Source organism: Mycobacterium sp. 050128 (genome assembly GCF_036409155.1).
GTDB lineage: Bacteria > Actinomycetota > Actinomycetes > Mycobacteriales > Mycobacteriaceae > Mycobacterium.
The window spans coordinates 933,458-959,171 of sequence record NZ_JAZGLW010000001.1 but is presented as its reverse complement, the minus strand read 5'-3'; the positions used below and the strand labels follow the sequence as shown (position 1 = coordinate 959,171).

Below are 25,714 nucleotides of genomic sequence, written 5' to 3'. Positions count from 1 at the left end.
ATCAGCGCTTCCCCGGGGGGCGGGCCCCGCGTGCGATGCCGAGCCCCTTAACAGGGGCTGCTGTGGGCGCCGCGTCACCGTTGGTGTCGTCGGACGGCTCCGGTTTCGGCTCGGGTTTGGCCTCGGACTTTTGCTCGACGGGCGCGGGTGCCTCTGCCTTCGCTTCGGCGGCTGGGGCCGCCGACGCCGCGGTCTTCTTGGCGCCCGGACGCTTGGCCCCTGCGGCGATGCCCAGGCCCTTGACGGGCGCGGCCGGCGCCTTGGGTTCCGCAGCCTCGGTGGCGTCGGTCGTGTCCTCGGCCTTCGGTTCGGCGGCCTCCGTGCTCTCCGGCGTGGCTTCGGCCGCTGGTGCCGCGGCGGCTGGGGCAGCTTTCTTGGCGCCCGGCTTTCTGGCGCCGGCGGCCATGCCCAGGCCCTTGGCGGGCGCGGCTTCCGTCTTGGCTTCCGTCTTTTCCTCGGCCGCGGCGGCCGGTGCTTTTGCTGCCGGGGCCGCGGCCTTCTTGGCACCGGGGCGCTTGGCACCGCCGGCGATACCCAGCCCCTTCGCCGGCGCTGCGGACTTGGCGGGCTGCTCGGGCTCGGCGGCCGCGGGCTCCGCAGTCTTCGCGGGCGCCTCCTCCGCCGGTGCCGTGGCGGCGGGGGCAGCGGCCTTGGGCTCGGCCTTCGCGGCCCGCTCGCCGGCCTTTTCCGTAGCTTCCCTTGCGGCCGTGCCCTTCTCCGGCAGCGTCGCCTTGTCGTACTCGAGCGACGCCAGCAGGATCTGCGCCACGTCGAGCACTTCGACCCCGCTGCGGCCGGCCTCTTCCTGCCGGTCGTTGACACCGTCGGTGACCATCACGCGGCAGAACGGGCACCCGGTCGCGATCGTCGCGGCGTTGGTGGCCAGCGCTTCGTCGACGCGCTCGTGGTTGATGCGCTTGCCGATGTGCTCTTCCATCCACATGCGCGCACCGCCGGCGCCGCAGCAGAAACTGCGGTCGGAGTTCCGCGGCATCTCGGTGAGGTTCGCCCCGGCGAAGCCGATCAGCTCACGCGGCGCCTCGTACACCTTGTTGTGGCGGCCCAGGTAGCAAGGGTCGTGATACGTAATGTCTTGCGAGACAGGCGTTACGGGCACCAGCTTCTTGTCGCGCACCAAGCGGTTCAGCAGCTGGGTGTGGTGCAGCACGCTGTAGTTCGCGCCCAGCTGGCGGTATTCCCTGCCGATTGTGTTGAAGCAGTGCGGGCAGGTGACCACGATCTTGCGGTCGACGGTTTCCACGCCCTCGAAGACCCCGTCCAGCGTCTCGACGGCCTGCGCGGCCAGCTGCTGGAACAGGAATTCGTTGCCGGACCGGCGCGCGGAGTCACCGTTGCAGGTCTCCCCGGTGCCCAGCACCATGAACTTCACCCCGGCGATGGCCAGCAGCTCGGCGACGGCCTTGGTGGTCTTCTTGGCCTTGTCGTCGTAGGCGCCGGCGCAGCCCACCCAGAACAGGTACTCGTAGCCGTCAAAGCTTTCGACGTCCTCGCCGTAGACCGGGACGTCGAAGTCGACCTCGTCGATCCAGTTGGTCCGGTCACCGGCATTCTGGCCCCACGGGTTGCCCTTGGTCTCGAGGTTCTTGAACAGCACCGACAGCTCGGACGGGAACTCCGACTCCATCATCACCTGGTAGCGGCGCATGTCGATGATGTGATCCACGTGCTCGATGTCCACCGGGCACTGTTCGACGCAGGCGCCACAGGACACGCACGACCACAGCACGTCGGGATCGATCACACCGCCCTGCTCGGCAGTGCCGACCAGCGGGCGCGCCACCTGCTCGGGTCCGTGGCCGGGAACGCGGCCGAAGCCGGACTCCGGAACGTGGTGGCCTTCTTCTTCGACCGTCTCGAGGTCCAGACCCTCCAGCGGCTCGGCGGTCTTCTCGCCCAGGATGTAGGGCGCCTTGGCCATCCAGTGATCGCGCAGGTCCATGATGACGAGCTTGGGCGACAACGGCTTTCCGGTATTCCAGGCGGGGCACTGCGACTGGCAGCGCCCACACTCGGTACAGGTGGCGAAGTCGAGGTTCGCCTTCCAAGTGAAGTCCTCGATCTTGCCGCGACCGAAAACGTCGTCCTCGCCTGGATCTTCGAAGTTGATCGGCTTGCCGCCGGATTCCATCGGCAGCAGCGGACCGAGGCCGTCGGGCAGGCGCTTGAAGGTGACGTTGATTGGCGCCAGGAAGATGTGCAGGTGCTTGGAGTGCAGCACGATGATCAAGAAGAACAGCGCCACCGCGATGTGAGCCAGCAGAGCGAAGGTCTCGATCCATTCGTTAGCAGTCACGCCCAGCGGTTGCATGAGTGCGCCCATGGCGTGCGAGAAGAACGCACCTCGGCCGTACGGGAAGTTGCCGGTGACGACAGAGGAGCCGCGGAAGATCGCGAAGCTGATGATGACCAGCGCGATCATGAACAGAATCAGCCAAGCGCCGCCGGTGTGGGAGCCGTAGAACCGTGACGAACGGCCGTGTTCCTTTGGCTCACTGCGCAATCGGATGATCGCGAACGTGATGATGCCGGCCAGCACGGCGAGCGCAATGAAGTCCTGCAAGAAACCCAGTGCATCCCAGCGGCCGACGATCGGGATATGGAAGTTGGGTTGGAACAGAGTGCCGTATGCCTCGATGTACACCGTGATGAGGATGAAGAAGCCCCACATAGTGAAGAAGTGCGCAAGGCCGGGGATCGACCACTTCAGCAGCTTGCGCTGACCGAATACCTCGGCGATCTGCGTCCAGATGCGGGTGCCGATGTCGTTGGTGCGACCGCTCACCGGCTGTCCGGACATGACCAGCCGGTACAGCCACCAGACGCGTTTGAGTGCGAAGAACGCCACGATCGCGGTCAGGCCCAGCCCCAACACCAATCTGATGATCGTTTGCGTGGTCACCGAAGGTCTCTCCCCATTGCATCGTCGCTCAACGAAAATCCGTTCGATCTTTGCTAGCTCATAGTGACATCTGGGCTGCTAACGCCGCGAGAAAGGTTGCCCTAACTGAGCTTCGCGAAAGCCTTTGACCTGCGGCTTAGCCTTCCGGGGCCAGCATGGCACGTAACATAGACAACATTTCCGAGCGTGAGCCAGCGCCCAGCCGGCGGCGAATACGGGCGACGTGGTGCTCAACGGTCTTCGCCGAGATGAACAGTTGGGCGCCGATGTCGCGGTATGGCATCCCCAGCAGTAGGAGTTCGGCGACTTCGCGTTCGCGGTGTGACAGCGGCGATCCCGAGGTTGGCTGATGGGACGGCGACGGCGCCGCGCCGTCGGGCTCGTCGCGGGACAGCCCGGTGGAAATGTCGCCCGGGGCCGCGCCCAACTTGAGATCCCGGGCCAGCTGCAGCATCGCGCCGGACACCTTGCCGTCGGGTGTTTGCAGCGCGGCCTGCCCGGCCAGCCGGGTGGCGTCGGAGGTCAGGCCGACATGCGACAGCGCCCGGGCCGACGCGGTGACCTCGTCGGCGTCGACCTGGTTGGCCAGGACCCGCAGCCAGGTACGGCCGGAACCCGACAGAGCCTGCGCCAGGGTGCTGGATCCGGCCGACGCACCGAGGGCTTGCCCGTGCGGGGCAACCAAATCCGGCGCGTTAGCCAGGATTCCCGCGTGCACGCCGGCCCAATGCAGTGGGATTGACCACAAGATCGGATTGCCCAGCGATTCCAGCAGGGTGAACGCCTGATCCAGGGCATGGCGCAGCTGTTCGACCTGCCGTATCCGGGCGGCACCCACCCACAACTCGCCCAACGGCAGCAGCGCGAACAGGTCGATGGAGTACTCGGACAGCACCTCCATGCCTGTGTACCAATGCTTTTGAAGCGTGCCGGTATCGCCGCTGCGACGCGCGATCGCCGTCTGCAGGGCCGCCGCCCACAATGCGTCGCGCCGGTGTAACAACCCCGCCGAACCGACCGCCGCGACGTCCGCGCTGGCCGACGGCAGCTGCCCGTCCTGCATCTTGATCCAGCCGGACAGCAAGGTGTGCCGAGGCGCAAACAGTGCGTCACCGCCGGTGCGCACGGCGCGGCCGATCACGCTGCGGGCGCGGACCGGATCGCCGCCATGGATCGCGGCCAGGGTCACCAGCGCGGCCGGACTGTCCGGAATGATTTCGCTCATAGTCTGTTCGGCCGCGATGGCCTGGCCGAGTTTCGTCATCGCGGCCGGATAGGGCTGGTCCATCGTCAGCAGCAGCCCCTCGGCCAGACTGCGCGCGGTGCGGGCGGCCATCGTCGGCGGGCCGGCGTCCTTGAGGCGCAGCGCGGCACGCGCCGTCACCAGATCACCGGTCGAGGCGAGCGTGATGGCGGCGGCCGCCCCGACCACTGCGTCCGGGTGCGGGCCCAGCCAGCCGAACAATTCCGCCGCCTGATTCGCGTTGCCCTCATGGGCTGCAACACTGGCCGAAATCCGGACCGCTGCAGCGCGTTCGGCGGGATCAGGTGAGCTCAGCAGCTCGTCGGCCAGTGCTGCCGCGGCGGCGCAGTCTCCGTTGCGGGCCAGCGCGTCGGCTAGCCGCGATGCTAACCCTTCAGCGCCGGCTTCAACGGCAGCCTGGTAAAGCCTTGCGGCCCTGGCAGATTCGCCACGTGCTTCCGCGGCTTGCCCGGTGAGGATGGCCGCTAGCCGATTGTCCTTGAGTCCGTGTTCGGCGAGCCGCAACGCGAACGGCAGCGAAACCGTCGACATGTCCAGTTGCGAACGCAGCAGCGCAGTTTCGACCTCGCGGTGGTGGGCATTGCCGACGATCTGGGCGATGGCGGCGTGGACCAGCTGAAGGAATTCCGGGGAGTGCGAGGGCTCGATCAGCCCGCTGGCGCGGGCCCGATCGACCAGCTGGCGTGCGTCTGTCGCCGAAATGCCCAGTGCGGCAGCCACATCAGCTGCTCCTAGCTCTTGGGCCAGCGACATGATGAGAAGCGTGTCCAGGTCGGATTCGTCGAGCCGACGCAATCGCGCGATCAGCGCGAAGGTGGCTGCCTGCGCCGGGGCGTGCGTGCCCTCGGACGTTGCGTGCACCAGAAACGGGATTCCCGCGGTGCATGCCAGAAGGACTTCGTCGACGGGAAGGGGGCCCACCGATATCGGCGGTCGATCCCGTTCCATCGCCACGGTCAGATCCCGCAGGCGCTCCTGCGACTCGGCGGCCACCACCACCGTGGTCCGCGGGTCGGTGACGCACTCGGTGAGGCTGAGCAGTTCGGGCTCGGACAGCAGGTGAGCGTCATCGATCACCAGCGCGGCGTCGGGCGGATCGCCGACCTGGGGCGGGCGGGTGAGCACGGTCAGCCCGGCACCCCGCAGCGCGTCGCGGGCGACGGCCAGGGCGGTGGTCTTGCCGGTCCCGATACCGCCAGCGATCACGAGCTTGACCGGAGTCGTCGACGCGTCCGCCAGGGCCCGGATGACTTCTTCGAACATAGGGGAGTCGCTCACGTCGAGTCCCCCTAATCGGTGCTGCGCTGGTGGTCAAGAGCAGTTTTTTCACCATAGCCGCACCAACCCCCGTATCCGGGTAGCCATCCCCGTAGCCGCGCGATTCCCCTAAAGCAACACCCCCTAATGCCAACGGGCGGCTGGTGGGTTGTGCACCGATCACAGCGCTGGGTCGGGCCGATAGCATCGTGGTAATTGACTGGGCGGTCCCTGTGGATGCCGCCGGCACGGGTAGCGAACGGCGAGGAGGTGTGCCCGATGGCAAACTCACTGCTCGACTTCGTGATCTCGCTGGTGCGCGACCCCGATGCTGCGGCGCGGTACGCGGCCAACCCCGCGCAGTCCATCGCGGATGCCCATCTTACCGATGTGACCAGCGCCGATGTGAATAACCTGATTCCAATGGTGACGGATTCGCTGTCGATGGGCACTTCCGCCGGTCCTGCCTCGGGCGTGCCCGCCCCCGATCACGCAAACGTCTGGGCAAGCGGCGCGGCGGCGGCCGCCCTGGATGCATTCACGCCGCACGCCCCCACGGGGGTCGTCGATTCGCATGGGCCGGCGAGCAGCGTGATCCATCCGCCGTCGACCCTCGCACCCGTCCCGCCGTTGGCCGATCCGCGGCCCTTCGGCATTGACTCTCCGGGGGCATCGGTGCAGCTCACGGGGTCTGAAACGCCAGATCACCCGGTCGATTACGAGGGAGTCCCGGCCCACGATCTAAGCCTGTGGGATCACCAGGTCACCCACCCGCACCCCGGCGCGCCCGAACACCACGACTTCGGCCTGCACGGCTGATTCTTCGGCTGCCGCAGTCGAATCCTGCGGCCCCGAGCTGCGCTAACACTGTCCGATAGGGGTCTTTTGTGGCGCCTTGGGGTTACCCCGCATATCCCCTAATCCCCTAACGGGATGCCCCCACGGATCCCGATGGGGCACCGATCAGCTGGGGGATCCGTCCCCGATTCCGGGCAGGGGTGGAATCCATAGCGTGTATTGCAGAACGCCGGTCGATCCGGCGCAGGGGATTTGGAGGGGAATCAATCATGGACCGGCTGATCCAATACATCGAGGATTTGTTTGGCAACCCGGACGCGGCCCGCGCTTTCGTCGCGGGTCCCGGGCAAGCCATGACCGACGCAGGCTTGGTCAACGTGGCTCCGGAGCAGTTCTCTTCCGCAGTGGCCAGCGCTCTCCCGAGTGTGCCCCTTGGCGCGGGCGACCCGATCGGGGGGTTGCAGCAAGTGCTGACCGACCAGTACGGCTTTGCCCCGAGTTATGACGGCTATGGCTACGACCAAGGCTATGGCGGCTACGACCCGGGTTACGGGTACGGTCCCGCCGGCCTTGTCGGCGAAGTTGCCCAGGACGCGGGCGCCCTGGTGGGTGACGCGATTGCCCCGGTTGCCGACGGCGCCGGCGCGGTTCTCGGCCTGGGAAGCGCGATTGTCGGCGACGTTGGGGGCGGACTGCTCGGTGCTGTCGATGGCGGACTTTACGGCGCCGGGTACGGCGGGTTTGGCCTGCAGCCCGGTTGGGGCTTTGGTCCCGGCACCGGCGGGTATGGTGCCGGTTTCGGACCTGGTTGGGGTGACGGGCGGCCTGGCTGGGGACATGGTTGGGGTGACGACCGGCCCGGCTGGGGACATGGTTGGGGTGACGGGCGGCCTGGCTGGGGACATGGCTGGGGTGACGACCGGCCCGGCTGGGGACATGGTTGGGGTGACCGGCCTGGGTTCGGACATGGTTGGGGTGACGACCGACCTGGCTGGGGACATGGTTGGGGTGACCGGCCTGGGTTCGGCGAATTCGGCCATGGCACCGGCTTCGGTACCGGCTTCGGCGGCGAGTTTGGTCTGGGCGTTGGGATCAACGCCGGCCTGGGTCTTGGAGGTGGCTTTGGCGGACACACGGGCCTTGGTCTCGGCGGCGGCGGCCTGACGGGCATCGGTTTGGGTGCACAGACCGGATTCGGCGGCCGCGCAGGCCTTGGTCTCGGCGGCGAGAGTGGCCTTGGCCTCGGTGGCGGCTTTGGCGGACATACCGGTTTCGGTCTGGCCAGTGAGGTCGGCCTGGGTGGTCGCACCGGCATCGGCGTCGGTGGTGAGAGCGGCTTTGGTGGCCACGCTGGTTTCGGTGAGGGTGTTGGGCTGCGGGCCGGCGGTGGACTTGAGGGTGGCGCTGGGTTTGGTGGCGGCGCTGGTCTTGGTGGTGAGAGCGGTCTTGGTGGCCACGCTGGTTTCGGTGAGGGTGTTGGGCTGCGGGCCGGCGGTGGACTTGAGGGTGGCGCTGGGTTCGGTGGCGGCGCTGGTCTTGGTGGTGAGGCTGGTCTTGGTGGTCGCACCGCGGTCGGTGCTGGTGCTGGATTCAACGGCGGTGGCGGATTTGGCGGCGACGCCGCGGGCCACGCGGGTGTTGGTCTGCGGGGTGAAGCCGGTGACGGTTTCGGCGCCGGTGCTGGAGTTGGCGGCCAAGCCGGTGGTGGCTTCGGTGCTGGAAGCCAGCTCGGTGGTGGCTTCGGTGCTGGTACTGGTGGCCAGGCGGGTCTGGGCGGTCAGGCTGGTATGGCGAGCCAGGCGGGCTTCGGTGCCGGCGGTCAGGCGGGTCTGGGTGGTCAGGCTGGTCTGGGGAGCCAGGCGGGCTTCGGTGCCGGCGGTCAGGCGGGTCTGGGTGGTCAGGCTGGTCTGGGGAGCCAGGCGGGCTTGGGTGCCGGTGGTCAGGCTGGCGTTGGTGGTGGCTTTGGCGGCCAAGCCGGTGGTGGTTTCGGCGGTGGCAGCCAGCTCGGTGGTGGCTTCGGTGCTGGTGGCCAGGCGGGTCTGGGCGGTCAGGCTGGTATGGCGAGCCAGGCGGGTCTGGGCGGCCAGGCTGGTATCGCGAGCCAGGCGGGCTTCGGTGCCGGCGGTCAGGCGGGCGGCGCGTTGGGTGCCGGCGGTGGACTTGCCGGCGGCAGCAACGTGGTCGGTCAAGCTGGCTTCGGCGGCCAGGCGGCTCTGGCGAGCCAGGCAAGTCTCGGTGCCAGCAGCCAGCTGGCGGGTGCCGGCAATGCCGGCACACTCGCCGGTGCAGGCGGTAATGCGGCCCTGGGGGTAAGCGGCAACGCAGCTATGGGCGCGAGCGGTCAGGCGGGGTTGATCGCTAGCGAGGGCGCAGCGCTCAACGGTGCCGCCACTCCTCACGTCGCCGGCCCGCTCGGGGGTGTCGGCGTCGGCGGTCAAGGCGGTGCCGCCGCAGCCGGTGGCGCTGGACTTGGTATCGGCGGCGCCCGCAGCACCGGCTCGTTGAGCGGCGAGGGCGGGCTGGGCGGCCACGCCTCACCGCAATCTGCGGCCACTGCCGGTGGCGCCGGCTTGGGCAGTCACGCTGAAGTCGGCGGGACCGGCGGCGCAGGTCTAGGCGGCCACGCCGGAGCCAGCGGTGCCGCGGGGGCCGGCGTCGGCGGTGGGTTCCCGTCCGGCGGAGCCGGCGGCGGTATCAACGCGGGTGCCGGCGGTGGAGCCCACGGCGGCATCCTCGGCCAGGAGGGCGCGACGCTCGGTGGCGGCGGCGGTGTCGCCGGCGGTGGCGGCGTCGGCGCTCACGCCCCGGCCGGGCCTGCTGGACAGGCCCCGGTCATTCAGGGCGGCGGCGGTGCCGGAGGCGGTGTCGGTGGACACGCGACGCCGCCGTCGAACCCCGGCCCGGTCTTCCAGGGCGGAGGCTCGGGCGGTGCCGGCGGCCACGGCAGCGTGGGCGGTCCGGTGATCCATGAGCCGGCGCAGCAGGCCCCGGTGCAGCACTCGCCGGCCCCGGTTCAGCATGCGCCGATCGAGCATTCACCTGCCCCGGTGCAGCATGCACCTGCCCCGGTCGAGCACGCTCCGGCGCCACACAGCCCGTCGGTGTTCGAAGGCACCCCGCACGCCCCGGCCCCGGTGCACGCACCCGCGCCGGAGCCCCACGCGTCGCCGTCGCACGTCGGCGGCCCGCACGGGTAACGCGCGGACACAGCGAATCGGCGGGGATCTTTTGATCCCCGCCGATTGGCGCGCATACCGTAATCACAGATGCGAGAAAGTGGGGAACCGCGGTGACTCAAGCCAGTGATCCGAGGCGCGTCAGCGTGATCGTCGAGCTGATCGACCACACCATCGCAATCGCGGAACTCAACGATCGCAATGACCTCAAGGAGCGACTGGTGCGCGCTCGCGAGCGCATCACCGACCCGCAGATTCGGGTGGTCATCGCGGGGCAACTCAAGCAGGGCAAGAGTCAGCTGCTCAACTCGTTGCTCAACCTGCCGGTGGCGCGCGTCGGCGACGACGAGGCCACCGTCGTGATCACCGTCGTCAGCCACGGCGACCCGCCGTCGGCCCGGCTGATCGTGGCCGCGGGCCCCGACGGCGAGCCCGTGCCCGTCGACATCCCGATCGACGAGATCAACACCGATCTGCGCCGAGCGCCGCAAGCCGGCAACCGTGAAGTGCTGCGCGTCGAGATCGGCGCCCCCAGCCCGCTGCTGCAGGGCGGGTTGGCGTTCATCGACACCCCGGGCGTGGGTGGCCATGGGCAGCCGCACTTGTCGGCGACGCTCGGACTGCTGCCCAACGCGGACGCTCTGATCATGGTCAGCGACACCAGCCAGGAATTGACCGAACCGGAGATGTGGTTCATCCGTCAGGCGCATCGGATCTGCCCGGTCTCAGTGTTGGCGGCCACCAAGACCGACCTTTATCCGCACTGGCGCGACGTCGTCGCCGCCAACACCGGGCACCTACAGCGCGCCGGTGTGTCGATACCGATCCTGCCGGTCTCGTCGCTGCTGCGCAGCCACGCCGTCACGCAGAACGACTCCGAACCCAACGAGGAATCCAATTTCCCGTCGATCGTGAAGTTCCTCAGCGAGCGGGTGCTCTCCCGTGAAAGCGACCGGGTGCGCGACGAGGTCCTTCGCGATATCCGTTCGGCGGCAGAACAATTGACGATGGCTGCGGGCTCGGAACTCGCGGTCGTCAACGATCCGGGGCTTCGTGACCGGCTCGCCGAAGACCTGGAGCGGCGCAAGCGTGACGCGCTGGACGCCCTGGAACAGACCGCCCTGTGGCAGCAGGTGCTCAACGACGGCTTCACCGACCTGAGCACTGACGTCGATCACGACATGCGGGCCCGGTTCCGCGCGCTCACCGAGGACATTGAGCGCCAGATCGATTCGTGCGATCCGACCCGGCATTGGGCCGAAATCGGCAGCGACGTCGAGGAAGGGGTGGCCACCGCCGTCGGGGACAACTTCGTCTGGGCCTACCAACGCGCCGAAGAGCTGGCCGACGCGGTGGCGAATTCGTTCGCCGCCGCGGGGCTGGATTCGGTGCTGACGCCCGAGCTCAATCAACGCGCGATGGGCGAGGACTTCGGCCAGCTCAAATCGGTGTCCGACCTGGAGTCCAAGCCGGCGGGCAAGGGCCAGAAGATGGTGAGCGGACTGCGCGGTTCCTACGGCGGCGTGGTGATGATCGGCATGTTGAGTTCGGTGGCGGGGCTCGGCCTGTTCAACCCGTTGTCGGTAGGCGCCGGGCTGATCCTCGGCCGCATGGCCTACAAGGAGGACAAGGAGAACCGGCTGCTGCGGGCGCGCGCCGAGGCCAAGACGAATGTGCGGCGCTTCGTCGACGACGTGTCCTTCGTGGTGGGCAAGGAATCTCGCGACAGGCTCAAGATCATCCACCGCACGCTGCGCGACCATTACCGCGACATCGCCAACGAGATCTCCCGTTCGCTCAACGAATCGCTGCAGTCCACCATCGCCGCGGCGCATGTCGAAGAAGCCGAACGCGACACCAAGGTCCGCGAACTCGAGCGGCAGTTGAATATCCTGAACCAGGTCACCGACAATGTGGACAAACTGATGCCACAGGTGACCGTAGGACGGGTGTGACCACTAGCGATCGAGTCCGTGCGATTTTGGGCGGGACCATCCAGGCCTACCGTGGTGAGCCGGCGTTCCGGAACCGGCCCGAAGTTTTCTACGAACTGGACCGCATCGGCGCCCGGCTGAACGAGCCGATCCGCGTCGCCCTGGCCGGCACCCTCAAGGCCGGAAAGTCCACTCTGCTCAACGCGTTGGTGGGCCAAGACATCGCCCCGACCGACGCCACCGAGGCCACCCGTATCGTGACCTGGTTCCGGCACGGTCCTACCCCGAAGGTCACCGCAAACCATTGGGGTGGAAGACATTCCAATGTGCCGATCAACCACAGCGCCGGGCTGACGTTCGACTTCCGGACACTTAACCCGGCCGACGTGGCCGATCTGGACGTCGAGTGGCCCGCCGAAGAGCTGGTCGAGACCACGATCATCGACACCCCGGGAACGTCGTCGCTGACGCGTGAGGCCTCGGATCGCACGCTGCGGCTGCTGGTTCCCCCCGACGGGGTCCCGCGGGTCGACGCGGTGGTCTTCCTGCTGCGCACCCTCAACGCCGCAGATATCGCCCTGCTCAAGCAGATTGGGCAACTCGTCGGCGGATCCGCGGGCGCGCTGGGCATCATCGGCGTGGCGTCACGGGCCGACGAGATCGGGGCGGGCCGCATCGACGCGATGCTGTCGGCGGCCGACGTGGCGCAGCGGTTCACCACGGAAATGAATGAGACCGGCATCTGCCAAGCCGTGGTGCCGGTCTCGGGGCTGTTGGCACTGACCGCACGCACGCTGCGCCAAAGTGAATTCATCGCCCTGCAGAAGCTGGCCGCGGCCGACAAGACCGAACTCAGCAAGGCCATGCTGAGCGTGGACCGTTTTGTTCGTGTCGAGAGCCCGCTGCCCGTCGACGCAGCGACCCGCGCCCAGTTGCTGGACCGGTTCGGCATGTTCGGACTGCGGATTTCCCTTGCGGTGTTGGCCACCGGCGTCGCCGACGCGGCGGGGCTGGCCGACGAATTGCTGGAGCGCAGCGGGCTGGTGGCGCTGCGTGAGGTCATCGATCAGCAATTCGCGCAACGCTCCGACATGCTCAAGGCACACACCGCGCTGGTGTCGCTGCGCCGGTTCGTGGAGGCGTTCCCGATCGTCGCGACGCCCTACGTCATCGCCGACATCGACCCGCTGCTGGCCGACACGCACGCATTCGAGGAGCTTCGGCTGCTCAGCCAATTATCCTCTCGTCCAACATCTTTGAACGACGAAGAGCTCGCGTCGCTGCGCAGGATCATCGGCGGGTCGGGCACCCGGCCGGCCAGTAGGCTAGGCCTGGACCCCGGGAATGCCGACCCGCAGGAAGGGCCGCGGGCGGCGTTCGCCGCGGCGCAGCGCTGGCGCCGCCGGGCCGAGCATCCGCTCAACGACCCGTTCACCACCAAGGCGTGCCGCGCCGCGGTGCGCAGCGCCGAGGCGATGGTCGCCGACTTCGCCGCACACGGCGCCAACATCGCGCCTCAGTAGCGCCGCCACGGCCAGTGCAGCCGCTCCCGTTCGGTCGGCAGCGGCGGCGGAACGGTCGTGGTGGGCGGCGGGACCGTCGTCGTGGGAGGCGGCTGATAGGTCGTGGTGGGCGGCGGCTGATAAGTCGTCGTGGGCACCTCGGTGCTGGTCGCGGTCGTCGACGGCGGTGGTGGTGGGGCGGTCACCGTCTCGGTCGGCTCGGTCACGGTCACCGTTTGCTCGGGCGGCGGGGCGGTCGGCTGGGTCGGCGTCGGGGTCTGCACCGGGCGGGGGCTCTCCTCGCCGAGGGTCAACGCCAAGATCACGGCAATGAGTATGGCCACCGCCGCGGCGACCAGGCTCACGACGATGGCGGGGCGCTTGTACCACGGCGGCGCGGCGTAAGGATCGTCGTCCTCGAAATCCATTGCGTCCCGGACGTATTGGCCACTGTGCTCGGGGCCGGTGTAGGGGACGGGATCTTCCTCGTCGTCATCCTCCGACCAGGCCAGCGGACCCTCTTCTTCGATCCGGGCGTTTGGCATGACTTGGGTCATGTCGGCCGGCGCGGCGGCGGCCAATTGCGTAGGGGTCTCGACGACGGGACTCGGCACCGCGCCCGGCAAGGGGTGCTGCTGACCGAAGCTGGCCGCGCCGAGGGCGGCCGCGAACGCAGGCTGCGGTGCGGTGCGGATCGGCACCCCCAGACGTTCGGACAGCCGGGTGGCCAGCAGTGGGATGGCGGCCCCGCCGCCGACGGTGGCCACGGCGGCTAGGCGCTCGGTCGGAATCTCGTTGCGCTGCAGGATGTTTTGGATGCCGGTGATGAATTCGTCCAGCGGCCCGGAGATCAGCTCCTCGAATTCGTTGCGGGACAACTCGATATCCTCGCCGGTTACGGAAGGGACCGTGGTGACCGTGGCTGTCGACAGCTGCTCCTTGGCAGCGCGGTATTGGTCGAGCAGGCGGGTCAGCGAACCCATCCGTGTCGTGCTGGCCAGTCCGCCGGAGGTGTCGCTCGGGGCGGCGTCACGCATGTGGTCGAGGATCAGCTGGTCGATCCCGTCGCCGGAGAATTCGCGGTACCGCACCGACGGCCCGATCTGCGAAAAGTCCGACCCGGCGTCGCTCAGCGTCACGGTGGTGCCGCTGGCGCCGAAGTCACACAACGCGACGATGCCCTCGGTCGGGAAGTCGGGTTCGGCCCGCAGCGCGGTGAGGGCGGCGGTGGCATCGGAGATCAGCGCCGGCGGTACGCCGCCCGGCGCCAGGCCGGGTTGGGCAAAGAATTCCTCACGCAGCGCCGCGGACTGCTCCGGCGTCCAGTACGCGGGTACCGCGATCGTGACCGGTGTTCCGTAGTCGACGGTCCGGGCCATCGCCTCGAGCGCTTCGACCGTCAGCGCGTCGCCGAGGTACTTCGTTCCGTCGGCCGCCACCAGCGGAGTGCGGTCCCCGACCCGTTCGACGAATCCCCGCATCACCAGTCCGGCTTCGGCCGGATCCGGACTTTCCGCCGGCAGGCCGACTTCGGATGCCCGCTGGTCAAAGAGGGTGAGCACGGATCTGCGAGTCACCGCATCGCCACCCGCACGGGCCGCGACCAGGTTGGCCATCCCGATGGACAACCCGAGCGACTCGGACATCTGGCGTTCCCCTGTGCTATGTCGTAAATGTTGCTGTGGGTTCCCGCGAGTCTAGGTGGGAGGCCGTTTCACAGACCGGGCGGCAGCGTGATCTCGGTCGGTAGTCCGGGCAGCGGGGGCAGCGTGATCACCGACGGCAGCTGAGGCAATGGGTACGTCTCGCCCGACGGCGTGGTCGCAGCGGTTGTGGCGGTCGACGGCAGTGTGTCCTCGGTGGACGCCGTCGGAGCGTCGGTGGATGTGGTGACCGGCGGCTCACTCGATCGCGGCGGAGTCACGCTGGCGGTGCTCGATGGCCGGGGCGCCTTGGTGGTGGCGGTCGCGGGGGTGGTGTTGGTAACCGGCTCCTGCGGCGGGGCGCCATGCATGAGCTGGATGATGCCCCAGACGATCAGCGCGATCAGGACCGCGATGAGGGCGCCCCACCCGGCCAACGCAATCGGTTTACGCCAACCGGGGATCGGATCGTCAGGGTCGGGCTGCGCGCCGGCCTGCTCGTCGTCGCCGTAGTGAATGAGAACGGTCGGTTCGTCGTCGACGAAGTAGTCTGCCGGCGCGTGCCTTGCCATGGACGCTGAGACTAGCGGGGCGGTGTCGGCCGAGGTGGGACCCACACGGGTAGGTTCCGATCGGCCGTCAAACTTTGACCTAATTGCAATCAACTCGTTAGGGGATGGCGGGCATCGTCGACGGAAGCCACGACGGCCAGTGACGCCGACGCGTCGGCTCTTGGCGAGTCGGTTGTGGTGCCGGCGCGACCGCAGTGCTCGTGGTCGGCGGCTCAGTCGTGGCGGTCGTGGTGGTCGGCTCCGTCGTCGTCGTGGGGGTCGTTGTCGCGCTGGTGGTGGTCGGCGACGTGGTGGTGGTCGTCGTGTGGGTGCTGGGGGCGTTACCGGTGCCCCGGTCTCCGATCAGCTCGATGATGCCGTAGACGATCAGCGCGATCAGGATCAGAACAGACAGGCCCCAGATGATCAGCCCTGCCGGCTTGCGATACCAGGGCGTGGGCTCGGTCTCGTCGAAGGGGTCGAGCTGGGGCTCGACCGGATCGGGCTGATCGGGAGCGGACGGCGGTTCACCGGCGGGCGGGTAGTTGCCCCTGCCGACGTCTCTGTACCGCGTCGGCTCATTGTTGTAGTCATCCGGTGGGCCTGCCACGGCACCGATCGTACTGATCGGCGTTAGAAGGTGTTGACCTTCTCCACGCTGACGAACATGCCGTGTCCGGTGCGCCCGTTGGTGAACTTGGTACCGGCCTCGGAAGCCTCGATCGTCCAGCCCTGCGCGTCGTAGGTCTTGTAGTCGATCGGGACGGTGGGAATGGCGCCCAGATTGCCCAAGATCCACTGCACGGAACCGGTAGAGGTGATGTGGACGCCGTTGGCGTGTTCACCATCCTGCATGGGTGAGTCGGTGAACGGTGCCTCGCATCCGACGCTGTCCTTGTTGATCTGGCAGCGCGTGACGCCGGACTTGGTCTCGATGAAGACGTAGCCGTTCTGGTCGGGCGGCAGCGGGATGGCGCCGGCGGGTGCGTTCGGGTTGACCGGCGTCGTCGGCGGGATCCCGGTGGGGTTCGACGGCGCGGCGCTCGGCCTCGGTGCGGGAAACGCGGGTTCGGTCGGCCCGGCGCCCGGCGCGGCGACCGGCCTGCCCTCGATGACGGACGAACAGCCGTTGATCAACATGGGACTGATCACCAATACGGGCGAAAGCAGCAAGGTTCCACCGGCAAGACTCCACCGTGTCCTCTGCGAAAACCGCACGCGTCGCTCCCGAATCTCGGAGATATCAGAAGCAGACTACGCAGCAGGCGGCGCAATGTGCTGAGGTGACGCGCGTTTGGAACGTCGTCGATAGCAAAGTGTTATCGCTGGGCGGCAGGCTCCGGCGTCTCCCGAGGCTCTCGCGCGATCTCGGCGGCGCGATGCGCGGCGGCGACGATGCCCTGATACCCGGTGCACCGGCAAAAGTTGCCGGACAGGCCTTCGCGGATTTCCTCGTCGGTCGGATCGGGGTTGTCTCGCAGCAGCGCGGTGAGCGACACCACGAAACCCGGCGTGCAGAATCCACATTGCAGGCCATGGCATTCCCGCAGCGCCGACTGCACCGGCGACAGCGTGCCGTCCGGCGCCGCGATGCCCTCGACGGTCGTCACCTCCATGCCGTCCAACTGCACCGCGAACATCAGACACGACCGCACCGCATCGCCGTCCAGCAGCACCGTGCACGCGCCGCAGGCCCCGTGCTCGCAGCCGAGATGGGTGCCGGTCAGCCCGCACTTGTCACGCAGGAAGTCGGCCAGCGTCATGCGCGGCTCGACGGTGGCGACGACCGGAGTCCCATTGACCGACAAGCGGACTGATCGTTCATGCATGGCGTGCTCCCGTGGCTTCTTCGACGGCTTGGGTCCAGGCGCGCGCGGTCATCGTGGCGCCCACCTTCGTCCGATATGGCACCGACCCCTGCAGATCGACCGGAATCGCGTCGAGTCCCGCCATCGCGGCCCGACCGACCTCCTCGGCGGTCACGTCGCCGACCGTCCGTCCGATCAACGCCTGCTCGGCGGCGGTGGCGCGCAGCGGTGTGGGGCCCAGTCCGAGCAAGCCGATCGCACAGCGCGAAACCCGGTCGTCCCCATCGAGTGCCACCGCGACCAGCGCGCCCGCGATCGCGAAATCGCCGTGACGACGCGAGAATTGGTGCATCGAGAACCCGGACCTGCCGTTCCACACGGGAAAGCGGACTCCAGTCAGCACTTCGTCGGACTCCATCGTGGTCTCCCACACGCCGGCGAAGAAGTCCGCGGCGGGGATCTCGCGACGTCCGCGCGGCGAAAGTACCTCCATCGTCGCGTCCAGCGTCAGCGCGACGGCCGGGTATTCGCCCGCGGCATCGGCGTGTGCGATCGAGCCGCCCAGGGTGCCGCGATTGCGGATCTGGAAGTGTCCGATGAACGGCGTCACCTCTGTTAACAGTGGAACAGATTGGCGGACAAGTGGATTCGCTCCCACCTTGGCCTCGGTGGTGCCGGCGCCGATCCACAGCTCGTTGTTCCGAAGGTCGATGCCCTGCAATTCGCTGAGCCGGGAAATATCGATCAGATGGTCGAAGTAGGCCAGCCGCATCGACAGCATCGGTATCAGGCTCTGCCCCCCGGCCAGGATTTTCGCCTCGTCGCCGAGGTCGGCCAGCAGACCCACCGCCTCTTCGATGGTGTCGGGCCGGTGGTAGTCGAACGTCGCGGGCTTCATCGGTTCCCCTCGGCCACCAGCGCGGCAATCGACGCCGGGCTGGCCGGCAGCCGGGTGATCGCCACTCCCAGCGGCGCCAGCGCGTCGTTGATCGCGTTGATCACCGCCGGCACCGAGCCGATCGCTCCACCCTCGCCGGCGCCCTTGTATCCGCCCGGCCCGGGGCCGGGGATCTCGACGTGACCGAACTCGATCGGCGGCACCTCGGTGGCCGTGGGCAGCAGATAGTCGACGAAAGTTGTTGCCAGTGGGTTGCCGTCGTCGTCGTAGACCATGTCCTCCATCAGCGCGCCGCCGATGCCCTGCACCGTTCCGCCGGCGATCTGGCCCTCCACGATCGCGGGATTGATCATCGGCCCGACGTCTTCGCTGACGATGTAGCGCAGCAGCGTGACCTTGCCGGTCTCGATGTCCACCTCGCAGGTGCAGGCATGAGTCGCGTTGGACCACAGGATCGGCACCTTGGCGACGTAGCGGGCCGTGGCCTCCAATGACGTCCCGGGCGGCAGCTGCTGCGGTGCGTAGTAGGCGGTGTACGCCAGCTCGGCGAAGGTCAGCTTCTTCGACGAGTCGCCGCGCACAGTCGCGGTCGAATGTGCCAGCTCCACTTCGGATTCGGCGACCTTGAGCTGGTGTGCGGCCAGCGCCACCAGCTTTCGCCGTAGGATCGCCCCGGCTTCTTCGACGGCCCCGGCGGTCATCGGCCCGCTGCGGCTGCCCTGTGTCCCCGCGCCGTACGGGGTGATCGCCGTGTCACCCTGGGTGGTGGCCACGTCGTCGATGTCCGCGCCCAGCGCATCGGCGGTTAGCTGAATCACGGTGGTTTCCAAGCTGTTTCCGCTCGAGCCGCCGTTCACATAGACGTTGATCTTGCCCGTCGGCTCCATCGTCATCGCGGCGCCTTCGGTGGCCAGGTGACCGGTCGCCGCGCCGGTGGGCTCGATGTACGCCGAGAGCCCGAGTCCCAGGTAGCGGCCCTGGGCCAGGGCCTCGCGCTGCTCCTTGCGAAAGCCTTCGTGGTCAAGGATTTTCACGGCTTGCTCGAAAGTCTCGGCCGGAGCGACGTGATCGTAGGGCATGCCGTTGGGGTTGAAGTAGGGCATCTCAGCACGACGCAGTAGGTTTCGCCGCCGCAGCTCGACGGGGTCCAGGCCCATCTTGCGGGCGCCGACGTCGAGAAGTATTTCGCGGGCCAGTGTTTCGTACTGCCAGGGGCCGCGGTAGGCGGCCAGACCGCTGGTGTTGGAGAACACCGTCTTGTAGTTGAAGCTGGCCTTGGGCACGCGGTAGGGCCCCGGGAAGAACATGCCGATGGCCGCGGTGGTCAACACCGGATACGGCGTCGGATATGCGCCGATGTCCTGGATGAAGTCGATGTCGGCGGCCGCGATGTTGCCGTCCTCGTCGAACGCCATCCGGGCGGTGCCGTTGACATGGCGGGCCTGTCCCGCCGCCATCAGATTCTCGCGCCTGTCCTCGATCCACTTCAGCGCCGCCGGAACCTTGCGGGCGGCCAGCATGATGCACATGTCTTCGCGCATCGGAACGACCTTCTGGCCGAAGCCGCCGCCGGTGTCCCGCATGATTACCCGAACCCGTTGTGCTGCAATGCCTAACAAGCGCGCACAAAATGCGCGCAGTTCGTGCGGGGTCTGAGTGGACGCCCACATGGTCAGCTCTCCGGTGGCGGCCACCCACTCGACCACCAGGCCACGCGTCTCGATCGGCACCGGCGCGTAAATCTGTTGGTAGATCTCCTCTTTCACCACGTAGGCAGCCGAGCCGAAGATCGCTTCGTCCGGCGGCGCGCCGCCCATCCCGCCCGCGACGTTGTCGGCGTAGCTCTCGTGCACCAGCACGTCGGAGGTCTGCGCTGCGGTGAAGTCGGAAACCGCGGGCAACGGCTCGTAGTCGACGTCGACCAGTTCGAGCGCGTCCTCGGCGACGTAGCGGCTCTCGGCGACGATCAGCGCGACCGGGTCGCCGACGAACTTCGCCTCGCCCTCGGCGAGCGGTGGCCGCGGGGTGTCCGCGACGTCCTTACCGGCGACGGCGTGCCAGGACTCCTTGACTTCGGCGTTGAGGTCGGCTGCGGTGAACACCGCATGCACGCCGGGCAGCTGCAGCGCCGCGGCGGCATCGATACCGTTGATCCGGGCACGGGCGAACGGGCTGCGCACAAAGCAGGCGTGCAGCATGCCGGGCCGCGAGATGTCGTCGACGAAGGTGCCGTGGCCGGTCAGCAACCGGCCATCCTCGACCCGCTGCACCCGGGTCCCGGCATAGCGGGGCGCCGGGGCGCTGGCCGCCCCTTGCACATCCTGAGTCATATCGCTCCATTGGGCTGTCGGTGAGCGAGAAGGTGAATGTCATCATAGGAGAGTGCGGTTACCGCAGTTCACCGATCCGCCACGCCACGTCGGAGTCTTGCTGGCCGCCGGTGCCGGCCGCCGGTACGGGAAGCCAAAAGTCTTGGTCGACGGCTGGCTGGACATCGCGGTCGGGGCGCTGCGCGACGGGGGATGTTCCGACGTCGTCCTGGTCCTGGGGGCCGCCGAGGTAGCGGCCCCGCCCGGCGTTACGGCCATCACCGCGCCGCAATGGCACGAGGGGCTCAGCGCGTCGGTGCGCGCCGGCCTGGCCGAGGCCGACCGGATGGGTGCCGACTACGCCGTGGTGCACGTGATCGACACTCCCGATGTGGGGCCCGACGTCGTCGCGCGGGTGCTCGGCCGCGTCACCGACACCGGACTGGCGCGCGCGTACTTCGGCGACCGGCCCGGGCATCCGGTGGTGATCGCGCGCCGGCACTGGCCCGAGGTGCTGGCCCGGATCTCCGGAGACAACGGCGCCGGGGCGTATCTGCGCGGCCGCCACGACGTCGAGATCGTCGACTGCGGTGACCTCGCCGGCGGCCACGACGTCGACGAGCCGGGCTAAGTCATAGACCCAGCAGCTTCTCGGCGTTGCGATGGCTGATGCTGGCCCGGTCGTCGTCGCTCAGCGGGAGCCCATCCAGGAACGCGCGGGCGGCCTTCATCGACCCGAACGGGTAGTCGGCCGAGAACGCCACTCGGTCGATCCCGACCTGAGCGACCAGATTGGCGTATGTCGCTTCGTCGTTGAAGTTGGCAAAGGTGTAGTGCACGTTGCGCCGCAGGTAGGTGCTGACCGGGTGTTCGAGTCCGGTCAGTTCCGGCGTCAGCGTGGCGTCGAAGCGCGGCAACATGAACGACGTCGCCTCACCCATGTGCCCGATCACGACCTGCAACTGCGGGTAGCGGTCGAACACGCCACCGAGAATCAGCCGCAGCAGGTGTGTGGCGGTGTTGATGTGCCAGCCCCACCCCACCGTGGCGAATGCGAACGTCACCTCGGGGGAGAACCCCGCATAGCTGGACTCGATGACACCCGCCGGCGGGATGGTCGGGTGCAGATAGATCGGAGCGTTGAGCGTCGCCGCGCGATCGAGAATCGGCTCGAAGAACGGGTCGTCCAGATAGCGACCTTGGCTGTGCCCGTTGATCACCGCGCCCAGGAAGCCCAGCTTGCGCATCGCCCGCTCCAATTCGTCGGCCGCCGCGTCGGGCGCGCTGGTCGGCACGCTCGCGAAGCCCGCCAGGCGCTCGGGGTACCGGGCGACCGCCGCCGCGAGTTCGTCGTTGCATTCGCGGGCCAGCGGGGCGGCTTTCGAGCCGTCCAGCTGCTCGACGCCGGGCGCGGCCAGCGACAGCACCGCCAGATCGATACCCGCATCGTCCATCGCGGCGATGCGGTCGTCGCCGAGATCGGCGATGGCCTCGATCACGCCCGCGCGCGAGACAAGCCAGCTCCCCGGCCCGCGCAGGAATCCCGCTGTGGCGTAATGCTCTTCGAGTGCGATGGTCCGCACCGGGTTGTCCTCAGGTCTCCAGCACGCGGCTGGCCGCGGTCCAGTAGGGCAGCTCATCGCGCTTGGCGGCCCACCGAATCGTCTTGGTGTAGCCGTATTCGGCCAGCGTCTCCTCGGCGTGCTCGCGTCCGAATCCGCTGTGGCCGACCCCGCCGAATCCGGTGCCAATCGCGATCCGGACATAGTTGTTGACGAAGACGGCGCCGGCCCGGATCTGCCGGCTCACCCGCAACGCGCGGTCGCCGTCCTGGGTGAACACCGCCGCCACCAGTCCGAACGGAGTGCTATTGGCGATTCGCACCGCCTCACCCTCTTCGGTGAACGGGATCAGGGTGACGACCGGTCCGAAGATCTCCTCCCGGGCGACCCGCATCCGCGGAGTCACGTCGGTCAGCACGGTTGGCGACACATAGAACCCGTCGGCCAGGCGAGGATCGTCGGGCAGCGGCGCCTGGGCGGCGATACGCGCGCCCTCGGCCACCCCGAGTTTGAGGTAGTCCAGCACCTGCTTCTGCTGCGCGCGCGTGACCAACGGCCCGACGTCCGTCGCGGGATCGGCTCCGTCACCCACCCGCAGCTTTGTCACCGCCTTGCACAGCTTCGCGGAGAACTCCTTATAGATCTTGTCCTGCACCAGGATTCGCGACGACGCGGTACACGCCTCGCCTTGGTTGAAGAAGCCACCGTCGATGGCGGCCATCAGCGCCTCGTGCATGTTGGCGTCGTCGAACACGATCAACGGGTTCTTGCCGCCCAGTTCCATCAGCGTCGGGGTCAGGTTGCAGGCGGCGTTGCGCATCACGGCCGAACCCGTCCGCGGCGACCCGGTGAAGGACACCTTGCCCACCAGGCGATGTCCGGCGAGTGCGGCACCCACCTCGCCCTTGCCCGGCACCGCGTGCACCACGCGGTCCGGCAGCACCGACTGGATCAGCTCCACCATGCGCAGCACGACCGAGGGCGTCTGCTCCGGTGGCTTCAGCACGACGGCGTTACCGACCGCGAGTGCCGGAGCGATCTTTCCGGCGGTGTGGATAGGCGGCCAGTTGAACGGCACGATGGCCGCGATCACGCCGTACGGCTCGAGCGTCGTGACGTCCAGGACGGTGTCGTGGTCGCGCGCCTTGTTGGGCAGGTTCTCCACGATGCTGCTGAAGAATTCGAAGATGGAGATCGCCGCTTCGAGGTCGAACTGGCGCGCCTGGACGATCGGCTTGCCCATTTCCCGTGACTCGAGCATCGCGAGTTCGTCCGCATGCGCGCGGATGACCTCGGCGATCTGACGCAGATAGGCACCGCGCTCCCGGGCCGGCCGCAACTTCCAGCGCAGGTGTGCGGCGTGGGCTTTGCGCACCGCCTGGTCGACCTCGTTGGGCCCCGCTCCCTGCACCACGGTGACGGTTCGGCCCGTCGCGGGGTTCTCGACGACGAATTGATCATCGGTGGAGGGAGACGACCAGCGCGTTCTGGTCCTGGTCAGGGCGGGAGCTTGCAGAGTCATTGGCACGTCCAGCAAGGTTGGGGGTGGGGGCGGTCGACGGGCCGTCAGGCACGCTCGACGTCGTCGACGTTACGTTTACCTGCGGCATCAGGACCAACGAAATGTTCTGATGGCTACTAGCACGGGTGGTGATAATTGCTGCATGGAGCTGCGTCATCTTGAGTACTTCCTCGCCGTCGCGGACCACCGCAGCTTCACCGAGGCCGCGAAAAAGTTGCATGTCGTCCAATCGGGTGTGTCGGCGACGATCAAGGCCCTGGAACGAGAACTCGGCGCAGAGCTATTCGTCCGGGGTTCGGCAGGCGTCGAGCTGACTCCGGCGGGAGAGGAGCTGCGACCCCGCGCCCGCGAAACCCTGGATGCCGCCCGCGCGGCCAAGGATGCCGTCAACGCCACCCGCGGGTCGATCCGCGGCACCGTCACGGTGGGGATTCTGACGTCGATCAGCGTGATCGACATGCCCGCGGTGCTGGCCGAACTGCACACCCGGCATCCGGGAGTCACGGTGCACTTGCGTGCCGCCAGCGCCGGATCGGCCGGCCTCGCCCGCCAGCTGCGCGACGGCGATCTCGACGTCGCCTTTCTGGTCTTCACCGGGCCGCCGCCGGCCGACCTGAACGCCCGGCTGGTGGCGGCCGTTCCGCTGCTTCTGGTCGTGCCCGCCGATCATCCACTGGCCCAACGGGATTCGGTGCCGCTGGCCGAGCTGGAAGGAATGTCGTTCGTCGACAGCCCGCCGGGATACGGCACCAGAACCGTGATCGACAATGCGTTCACCGCCGCCGGCGTGGAACGGACCGTCGCGGTGGAGGTCGCCGACCTCGGCACGGCCGCGACCTACATCCGCAACGGCCTCGGGATCGGCTTTCTCAGTTGGACCATCCTCGACGAGATCGACGATTTCGGCCTGGCGACGCTGCGCGTCAGCGACTACGACCTGGAATGGCGATTGTTCGTCACCACGTCCGCGGCCCGGTCGACCAGCGCGGCTACCCGCGCCATCCTCGCGCTGATCGAGGAAGTCGCCTCCCGCTGAATCAGCTTGCGATCGCTACCTGTTCAACTCCAGCATCGTCGGCCACCACCCCGTAGCCGTAGCGATCGATGACCTCGGCCCAGCGCTCCGCGATGATCGCGCGCTGTTCGGCCGTCACTTCATACTTGTTCGTCCGGTAGGAAGCCTTGGCGTCCAGGTATTTCCGCAGCCGTGGCAGGTACCGATCGAAGTCACCCAGATCCAGGTGCTCGTACATCTTGCGCAACTGCCCCTCGGGATCGTCGATCAGATCCTCGTAGCGCAATTCGAAAAACCTTGACGGGTCGACGAACTCGCGCCCTTCGTCCAACTTTCGATGCAGGTCGAGATAGTTGGACAGGACGTTTTCATTGAGCCCCTGGAATGTCGGCCGCTGTAGCCCGTGCACCAGAGAGAACGCCTTGAAGAGGTTGACGGTCGAGGGATATACGACGTATGGATCCCGCACGATGTGGATGAACTTCGCCTGCGGAAAGATGTCCAGCAGCACCTTGATCCGGAAACTGTGCGTCGGACTCTTCAGGACGATTGCCTTGCGGCGGCGGAAATAGACCTGCTGAACGAACCGGAAAAAGGTCTGCTTCCAGGTTTCCAGTTCTTTGGCGCTGAGCTTGTCCATGTCCAGGTAATGCTCGTCCTGGGTGGGCCGGTTCGGGAACGCGATGGTGAGGTAGGGCGAGGGCAGTCCCAGCATGCACCAGGCGAACTCGTCTTCCTGGGGGTGCGCCATGCTCATGTCCATGTTGTCCATGGCGCGATGTTTCGACGTCAGGAATTCGGCGAAACGGGCGAACCGCTGGGTCAGCAGAAAGTGGTGCGGCGCAATGCATTCGTAGGTCGTCGGACCGGTGTGACGCTCGTCGAGCACCATCATCTCGTGCAGCATGGTGGTGCCGCTGCGCCAGTGCCCGATGATGAAGATCGGCGCGTGTCCGATTGCCGTGTCGGCGACTCGCTTGCCGAACACGATGTTCTGCCACGTCCCCAGGAAAGAGTTGACGACCGACAGGGCCGTGTAGAGCACCGCGTAGTGCCAGCGGCTCCAGTGCACGGCGAATCGGTTGCGGATCAACAGGCGCGTCCAGGCGGTGAAGTTACAGCCGATCCACAGCGGCGCGGCCCACTCGTGCCACCACGCCAACCGCGATGCCGAACGCCCGGCCTTCATCGCAGCTGGGAACAACAGTCTGGGGTTGCGCGACGCGTAACGACGACCCGCGGAGCAGCCATGGCGCCTCGCCCTTCTCGTGGTGGGACTGGGACAGATGTACAACTCAGTGCGAACGCTACTAACCGGTTGTCCTACGCATGCCTAATTAACAAGAACGTCATTTTAAAGACACGGTGAATTTGCGATCGGAACCGTCTGGCCTGTTAACCGGGCTAATCGCGACCTTCAGGAAAATCGTAAGCCCCCCGGGAACAAGGTCGCGACACCAATCGTTAGGATGATCGACAAGTTGAGTGAACCAGACTCAATAATGGGTTGACAGGCCGGCACCATCAAGGGCAGGCTTGAGCGGGGTTCACTCAG

At 67.6% G+C, this 25,714-nt stretch carries 18 protein-coding genes and 1 pseudogene; 7 read left to right on the top strand and 12 right to left on the bottom strand.

The genetic code is table 11. From position 1 onward, the window contains the following. Position 1 precedes the first annotated feature (1 nt). Both SKC41_RS04690 and iniR read right to left on the bottom strand, forming a co-directional pair. Complete coding sequence (locus SKC41_RS04690; protein ID WP_330976552.1) at positions 2–2,920, bottom strand: (Fe-S)-binding protein; 2,919 nt, start codon at positions 2,918–2,920, stop codon at positions 2–4. Positions 2,921–3,056: 136 nt separating this feature from the next. Then, positions 3,057–5,447: an isoniazid response ATPase/transcriptional regulator IniR gene (gene iniR / locus SKC41_RS04685; protein WP_330978748.1), complete on the bottom strand. Its 2,391-nt coding sequence runs from the start codon at positions 5,445–5,447 to the stop codon at positions 3,057–3,059. Positions 5,448–5,720: 273 nt separating this feature from the next. Here iniR and SKC41_RS04680 point away from each other — a divergent pair, with 273 nt between their 5' ends. The 5 genes and pseudogenes from SKC41_RS04680 (at position 5,721) to iniC (ending at position 12,872) form a co-directional block, all read left to right on the top strand. After that, on the top strand, positions 5,721–6,260 hold the full coding sequence (locus tag SKC41_RS04680) for an Rv0340 family IniB-related protein (protein ID WP_330976551.1): 540 nt from the start codon (positions 5,721–5,723) through the stop codon (positions 6,258–6,260). A 248-nt stretch (positions 6,261–6,508) separates the two neighbouring features. Continuing rightward, positions 6,509–6,601 (top strand): annotated as a pseudogene (locus SKC41_RS31835) (hypothetical protein); the annotation flags it as partial. Positions 6,602–8,416: 1,815 nt separating this feature from the next. Beyond that, positions 8,417–9,436, top strand: a complete 1,020-nt coding sequence (locus tag SKC41_RS04670; protein ID WP_330976549.1) for a hypothetical protein — start codon at positions 8,417–8,419, stop codon at positions 9,434–9,436. Between the two features lie 92 nt (positions 9,437–9,528). Further along, complete coding sequence (locus tag SKC41_RS04665; RefSeq protein ID WP_330976548.1) at positions 9,529–11,370, top strand: dynamin-like GTPase family protein; 1,842 nt, start codon at positions 9,529–9,531, stop codon at positions 11,368–11,370. Beyond that, a complete protein-coding gene (iniC, locus tag SKC41_RS04660; RefSeq protein WP_330976547.1) occupies positions 11,367–12,872 on the top strand; it encodes an isoniazid-induced dynamin-like GTPase IniC in 1,506 nt (501 codons plus the stop codon). Before SKC41_RS04665 ends, iniC begins: the two co-directional genes overlap by 4 nt. Here the strand turns inward: iniC and SKC41_RS04655 are convergent. The 7 genes from SKC41_RS04655 to SKC41_RS04625 form a co-directional block, all read right to left on the bottom strand. Next, entirely contained in the window at positions 12,866–14,497 is a 1,632-nt protein-coding gene (locus SKC41_RS04655; RefSeq protein ID WP_330976546.1) for an Hsp70 family protein, read from the bottom strand. The genes iniC and SKC41_RS04655 overlap by 7 nt on opposite strands. Before the next feature lie 68 nt (positions 14,498–14,565). Next, positions 14,566–15,066 (bottom strand): oligopeptide transporter substrate-binding protein, encoded by a 501-nt coding sequence (locus SKC41_RS04650; protein ID WP_330976545.1) that lies wholly within the window; start codon positions 15,064–15,066, stop codon positions 14,566–14,568. Positions 15,067–15,163: 97 nt separating this feature from the next. Further along, on the bottom strand, positions 15,164–15,664 hold the full coding sequence (locus tag SKC41_RS04645; RefSeq protein WP_442931662.1) for a hypothetical protein: 501 nt from the start codon (positions 15,662–15,664) through the stop codon (positions 15,164–15,166). A 14-nt stretch (positions 15,665–15,678) separates the two neighbouring features. After that, a complete protein-coding gene (locus tag SKC41_RS04640; RefSeq protein ID WP_442931661.1) occupies positions 15,679–16,185 on the bottom strand; it encodes a hypothetical protein in 507 nt (168 codons plus the stop codon). A 179-nt stretch (positions 16,186–16,364) separates the two neighbouring features. Beyond that, the gene (locus tag SKC41_RS04635) at positions 16,365–16,874 is read right to left on the bottom strand and encodes a (2Fe-2S)-binding protein (RefSeq protein WP_330976542.1); all 510 of its coding nucleotides are present in this window, start codon (positions 16,872–16,874) and stop codon (positions 16,365–16,367) included. Next, complete coding sequence (locus SKC41_RS04630) at positions 16,867–17,751, bottom strand: FAD binding domain-containing protein (RefSeq protein WP_330976541.1); 885 nt, start codon at positions 17,749–17,751, stop codon at positions 16,867–16,869. The genes SKC41_RS04635 and SKC41_RS04630 overlap by 8 nt, the downstream gene beginning before the upstream one ends. Continuing rightward, positions 17,748–20,081, bottom strand: a complete 2,334-nt coding sequence (locus SKC41_RS04625) for a xanthine dehydrogenase family protein molybdopterin-binding subunit (protein WP_330976540.1) — start codon at positions 20,079–20,081, stop codon at positions 17,748–17,750. Before SKC41_RS04625 ends, SKC41_RS04630 begins: the two co-directional genes overlap by 4 nt. Positions 20,082–20,133: 52 nt before the next feature. Here SKC41_RS04625 and SKC41_RS04620 point away from each other — a divergent pair, with 52 nt between their 5' ends. Beyond that, positions 20,134–20,691 (top strand): nucleotidyltransferase family protein, encoded by a 558-nt coding sequence (locus SKC41_RS04620; protein WP_330976539.1) that lies wholly within the window; start codon positions 20,134–20,136, stop codon positions 20,689–20,691. A gap of 1 nt (position 20,692) precedes the next feature. Here SKC41_RS04620 and SKC41_RS04615 read toward each other — a convergent pair whose 3' ends face one another. Both SKC41_RS04615 and SKC41_RS04610 read right to left on the bottom strand, forming a co-directional pair. Next, a complete protein-coding gene (locus tag SKC41_RS04615) occupies positions 20,693–21,643 on the bottom strand; it encodes an amidohydrolase family protein (RefSeq protein ID WP_330976538.1) in 951 nt (316 codons plus the stop codon). 10 nt (positions 21,644–21,653) lie between these two features. Continuing rightward, positions 21,654–23,144 (bottom strand): aldehyde dehydrogenase family protein, encoded by a 1,491-nt coding sequence (locus SKC41_RS04610; protein WP_330976537.1) that lies wholly within the window; start codon positions 23,142–23,144, stop codon positions 21,654–21,656. 142 nt (positions 23,145–23,286) lie between these two features. On the opposite strand from SKC41_RS04610, the gene SKC41_RS04605 reads away from it, so the two are divergent. Next, on the top strand, positions 23,287–24,180 hold the full coding sequence (locus SKC41_RS04605) for a LysR family transcriptional regulator (protein ID WP_330976536.1): 894 nt from the start codon (positions 23,287–23,289) through the stop codon (positions 24,178–24,180). Position 24,181: 1 nt separating this feature from the next. Here SKC41_RS04605 and SKC41_RS04600 read toward each other — a convergent pair whose 3' ends face one another. Beyond that, complete coding sequence (locus SKC41_RS04600) at positions 24,182–25,348, bottom strand: sulfotransferase family protein (protein ID WP_330976535.1); 1,167 nt, start codon at positions 25,346–25,348, stop codon at positions 24,182–24,184. Positions 25,349–25,714 lie beyond the last annotated feature (366 nt).

Coding starts and splice junctions, on each gene's coding strand:
- iniR (WP_330978748.1), bottom strand. CDS start 5,447: ATGTTCGAAGAAGTCATCCGGGCCCTGGCGGACGCGTCGACGACTCCG.
- SKC41_RS04680 (WP_330976551.1), top strand. CDS start 5,721: ATGGCAAACTCACTGCTCGACTTCGTGATCTCGCTGGTGCGCGACCCC.
- SKC41_RS04655 (WP_330976546.1), bottom strand. CDS start 14,497: ATGTCCGAGTCGCTCGGGTTGTCCATCGGGATGGCCAACCTGGTCGCG.
- SKC41_RS04650 (WP_330976545.1), bottom strand. CDS start 15,066: ATGGCAAGGCACGCGCCGGCAGACTACTTCGTCGACGACGAACCGACC.
- SKC41_RS04640 (WP_442931661.1), bottom strand. CDS start 16,185: ATGTTGATCAACGGCTGTTCGTCCGTCATCGAGGGCAGGCCGGTCGCC.
- SKC41_RS04635 (WP_330976542.1), bottom strand. CDS start 16,874: ATGCATGAACGATCAGTCCGCTTGTCGGTCAATGGGACTCCGGTCGTC.
- SKC41_RS04630 (WP_330976541.1), bottom strand. CDS start 17,751: ATGAAGCCCGCGACGTTCGACTACCACCGGCCCGACACCATCGAAGAG.
- SKC41_RS04625 (WP_330976540.1), bottom strand. CDS start 20,081: ATGACTCAGGATGTGCAAGGGGCGGCCAGCGCCCCGGCGCCCCGCTAT.
- SKC41_RS04610 (WP_330976537.1), bottom strand. CDS start 23,144: ATGACTCTGCAAGCTCCCGCCCTGACCAGGACCAGAACGCGCTGGTCG.
- SKC41_RS04605 (WP_330976536.1), top strand. CDS start 23,287: ATGGAGCTGCGTCATCTTGAGTACTTCCTCGCCGTCGCGGACCACCGC.
- SKC41_RS04600 (WP_330976535.1), bottom strand. CDS start 25,348: ATGAAGGCCGGGCGTTCGGCATCGCGGTTGGCGTGGTGGCACGAGTGG.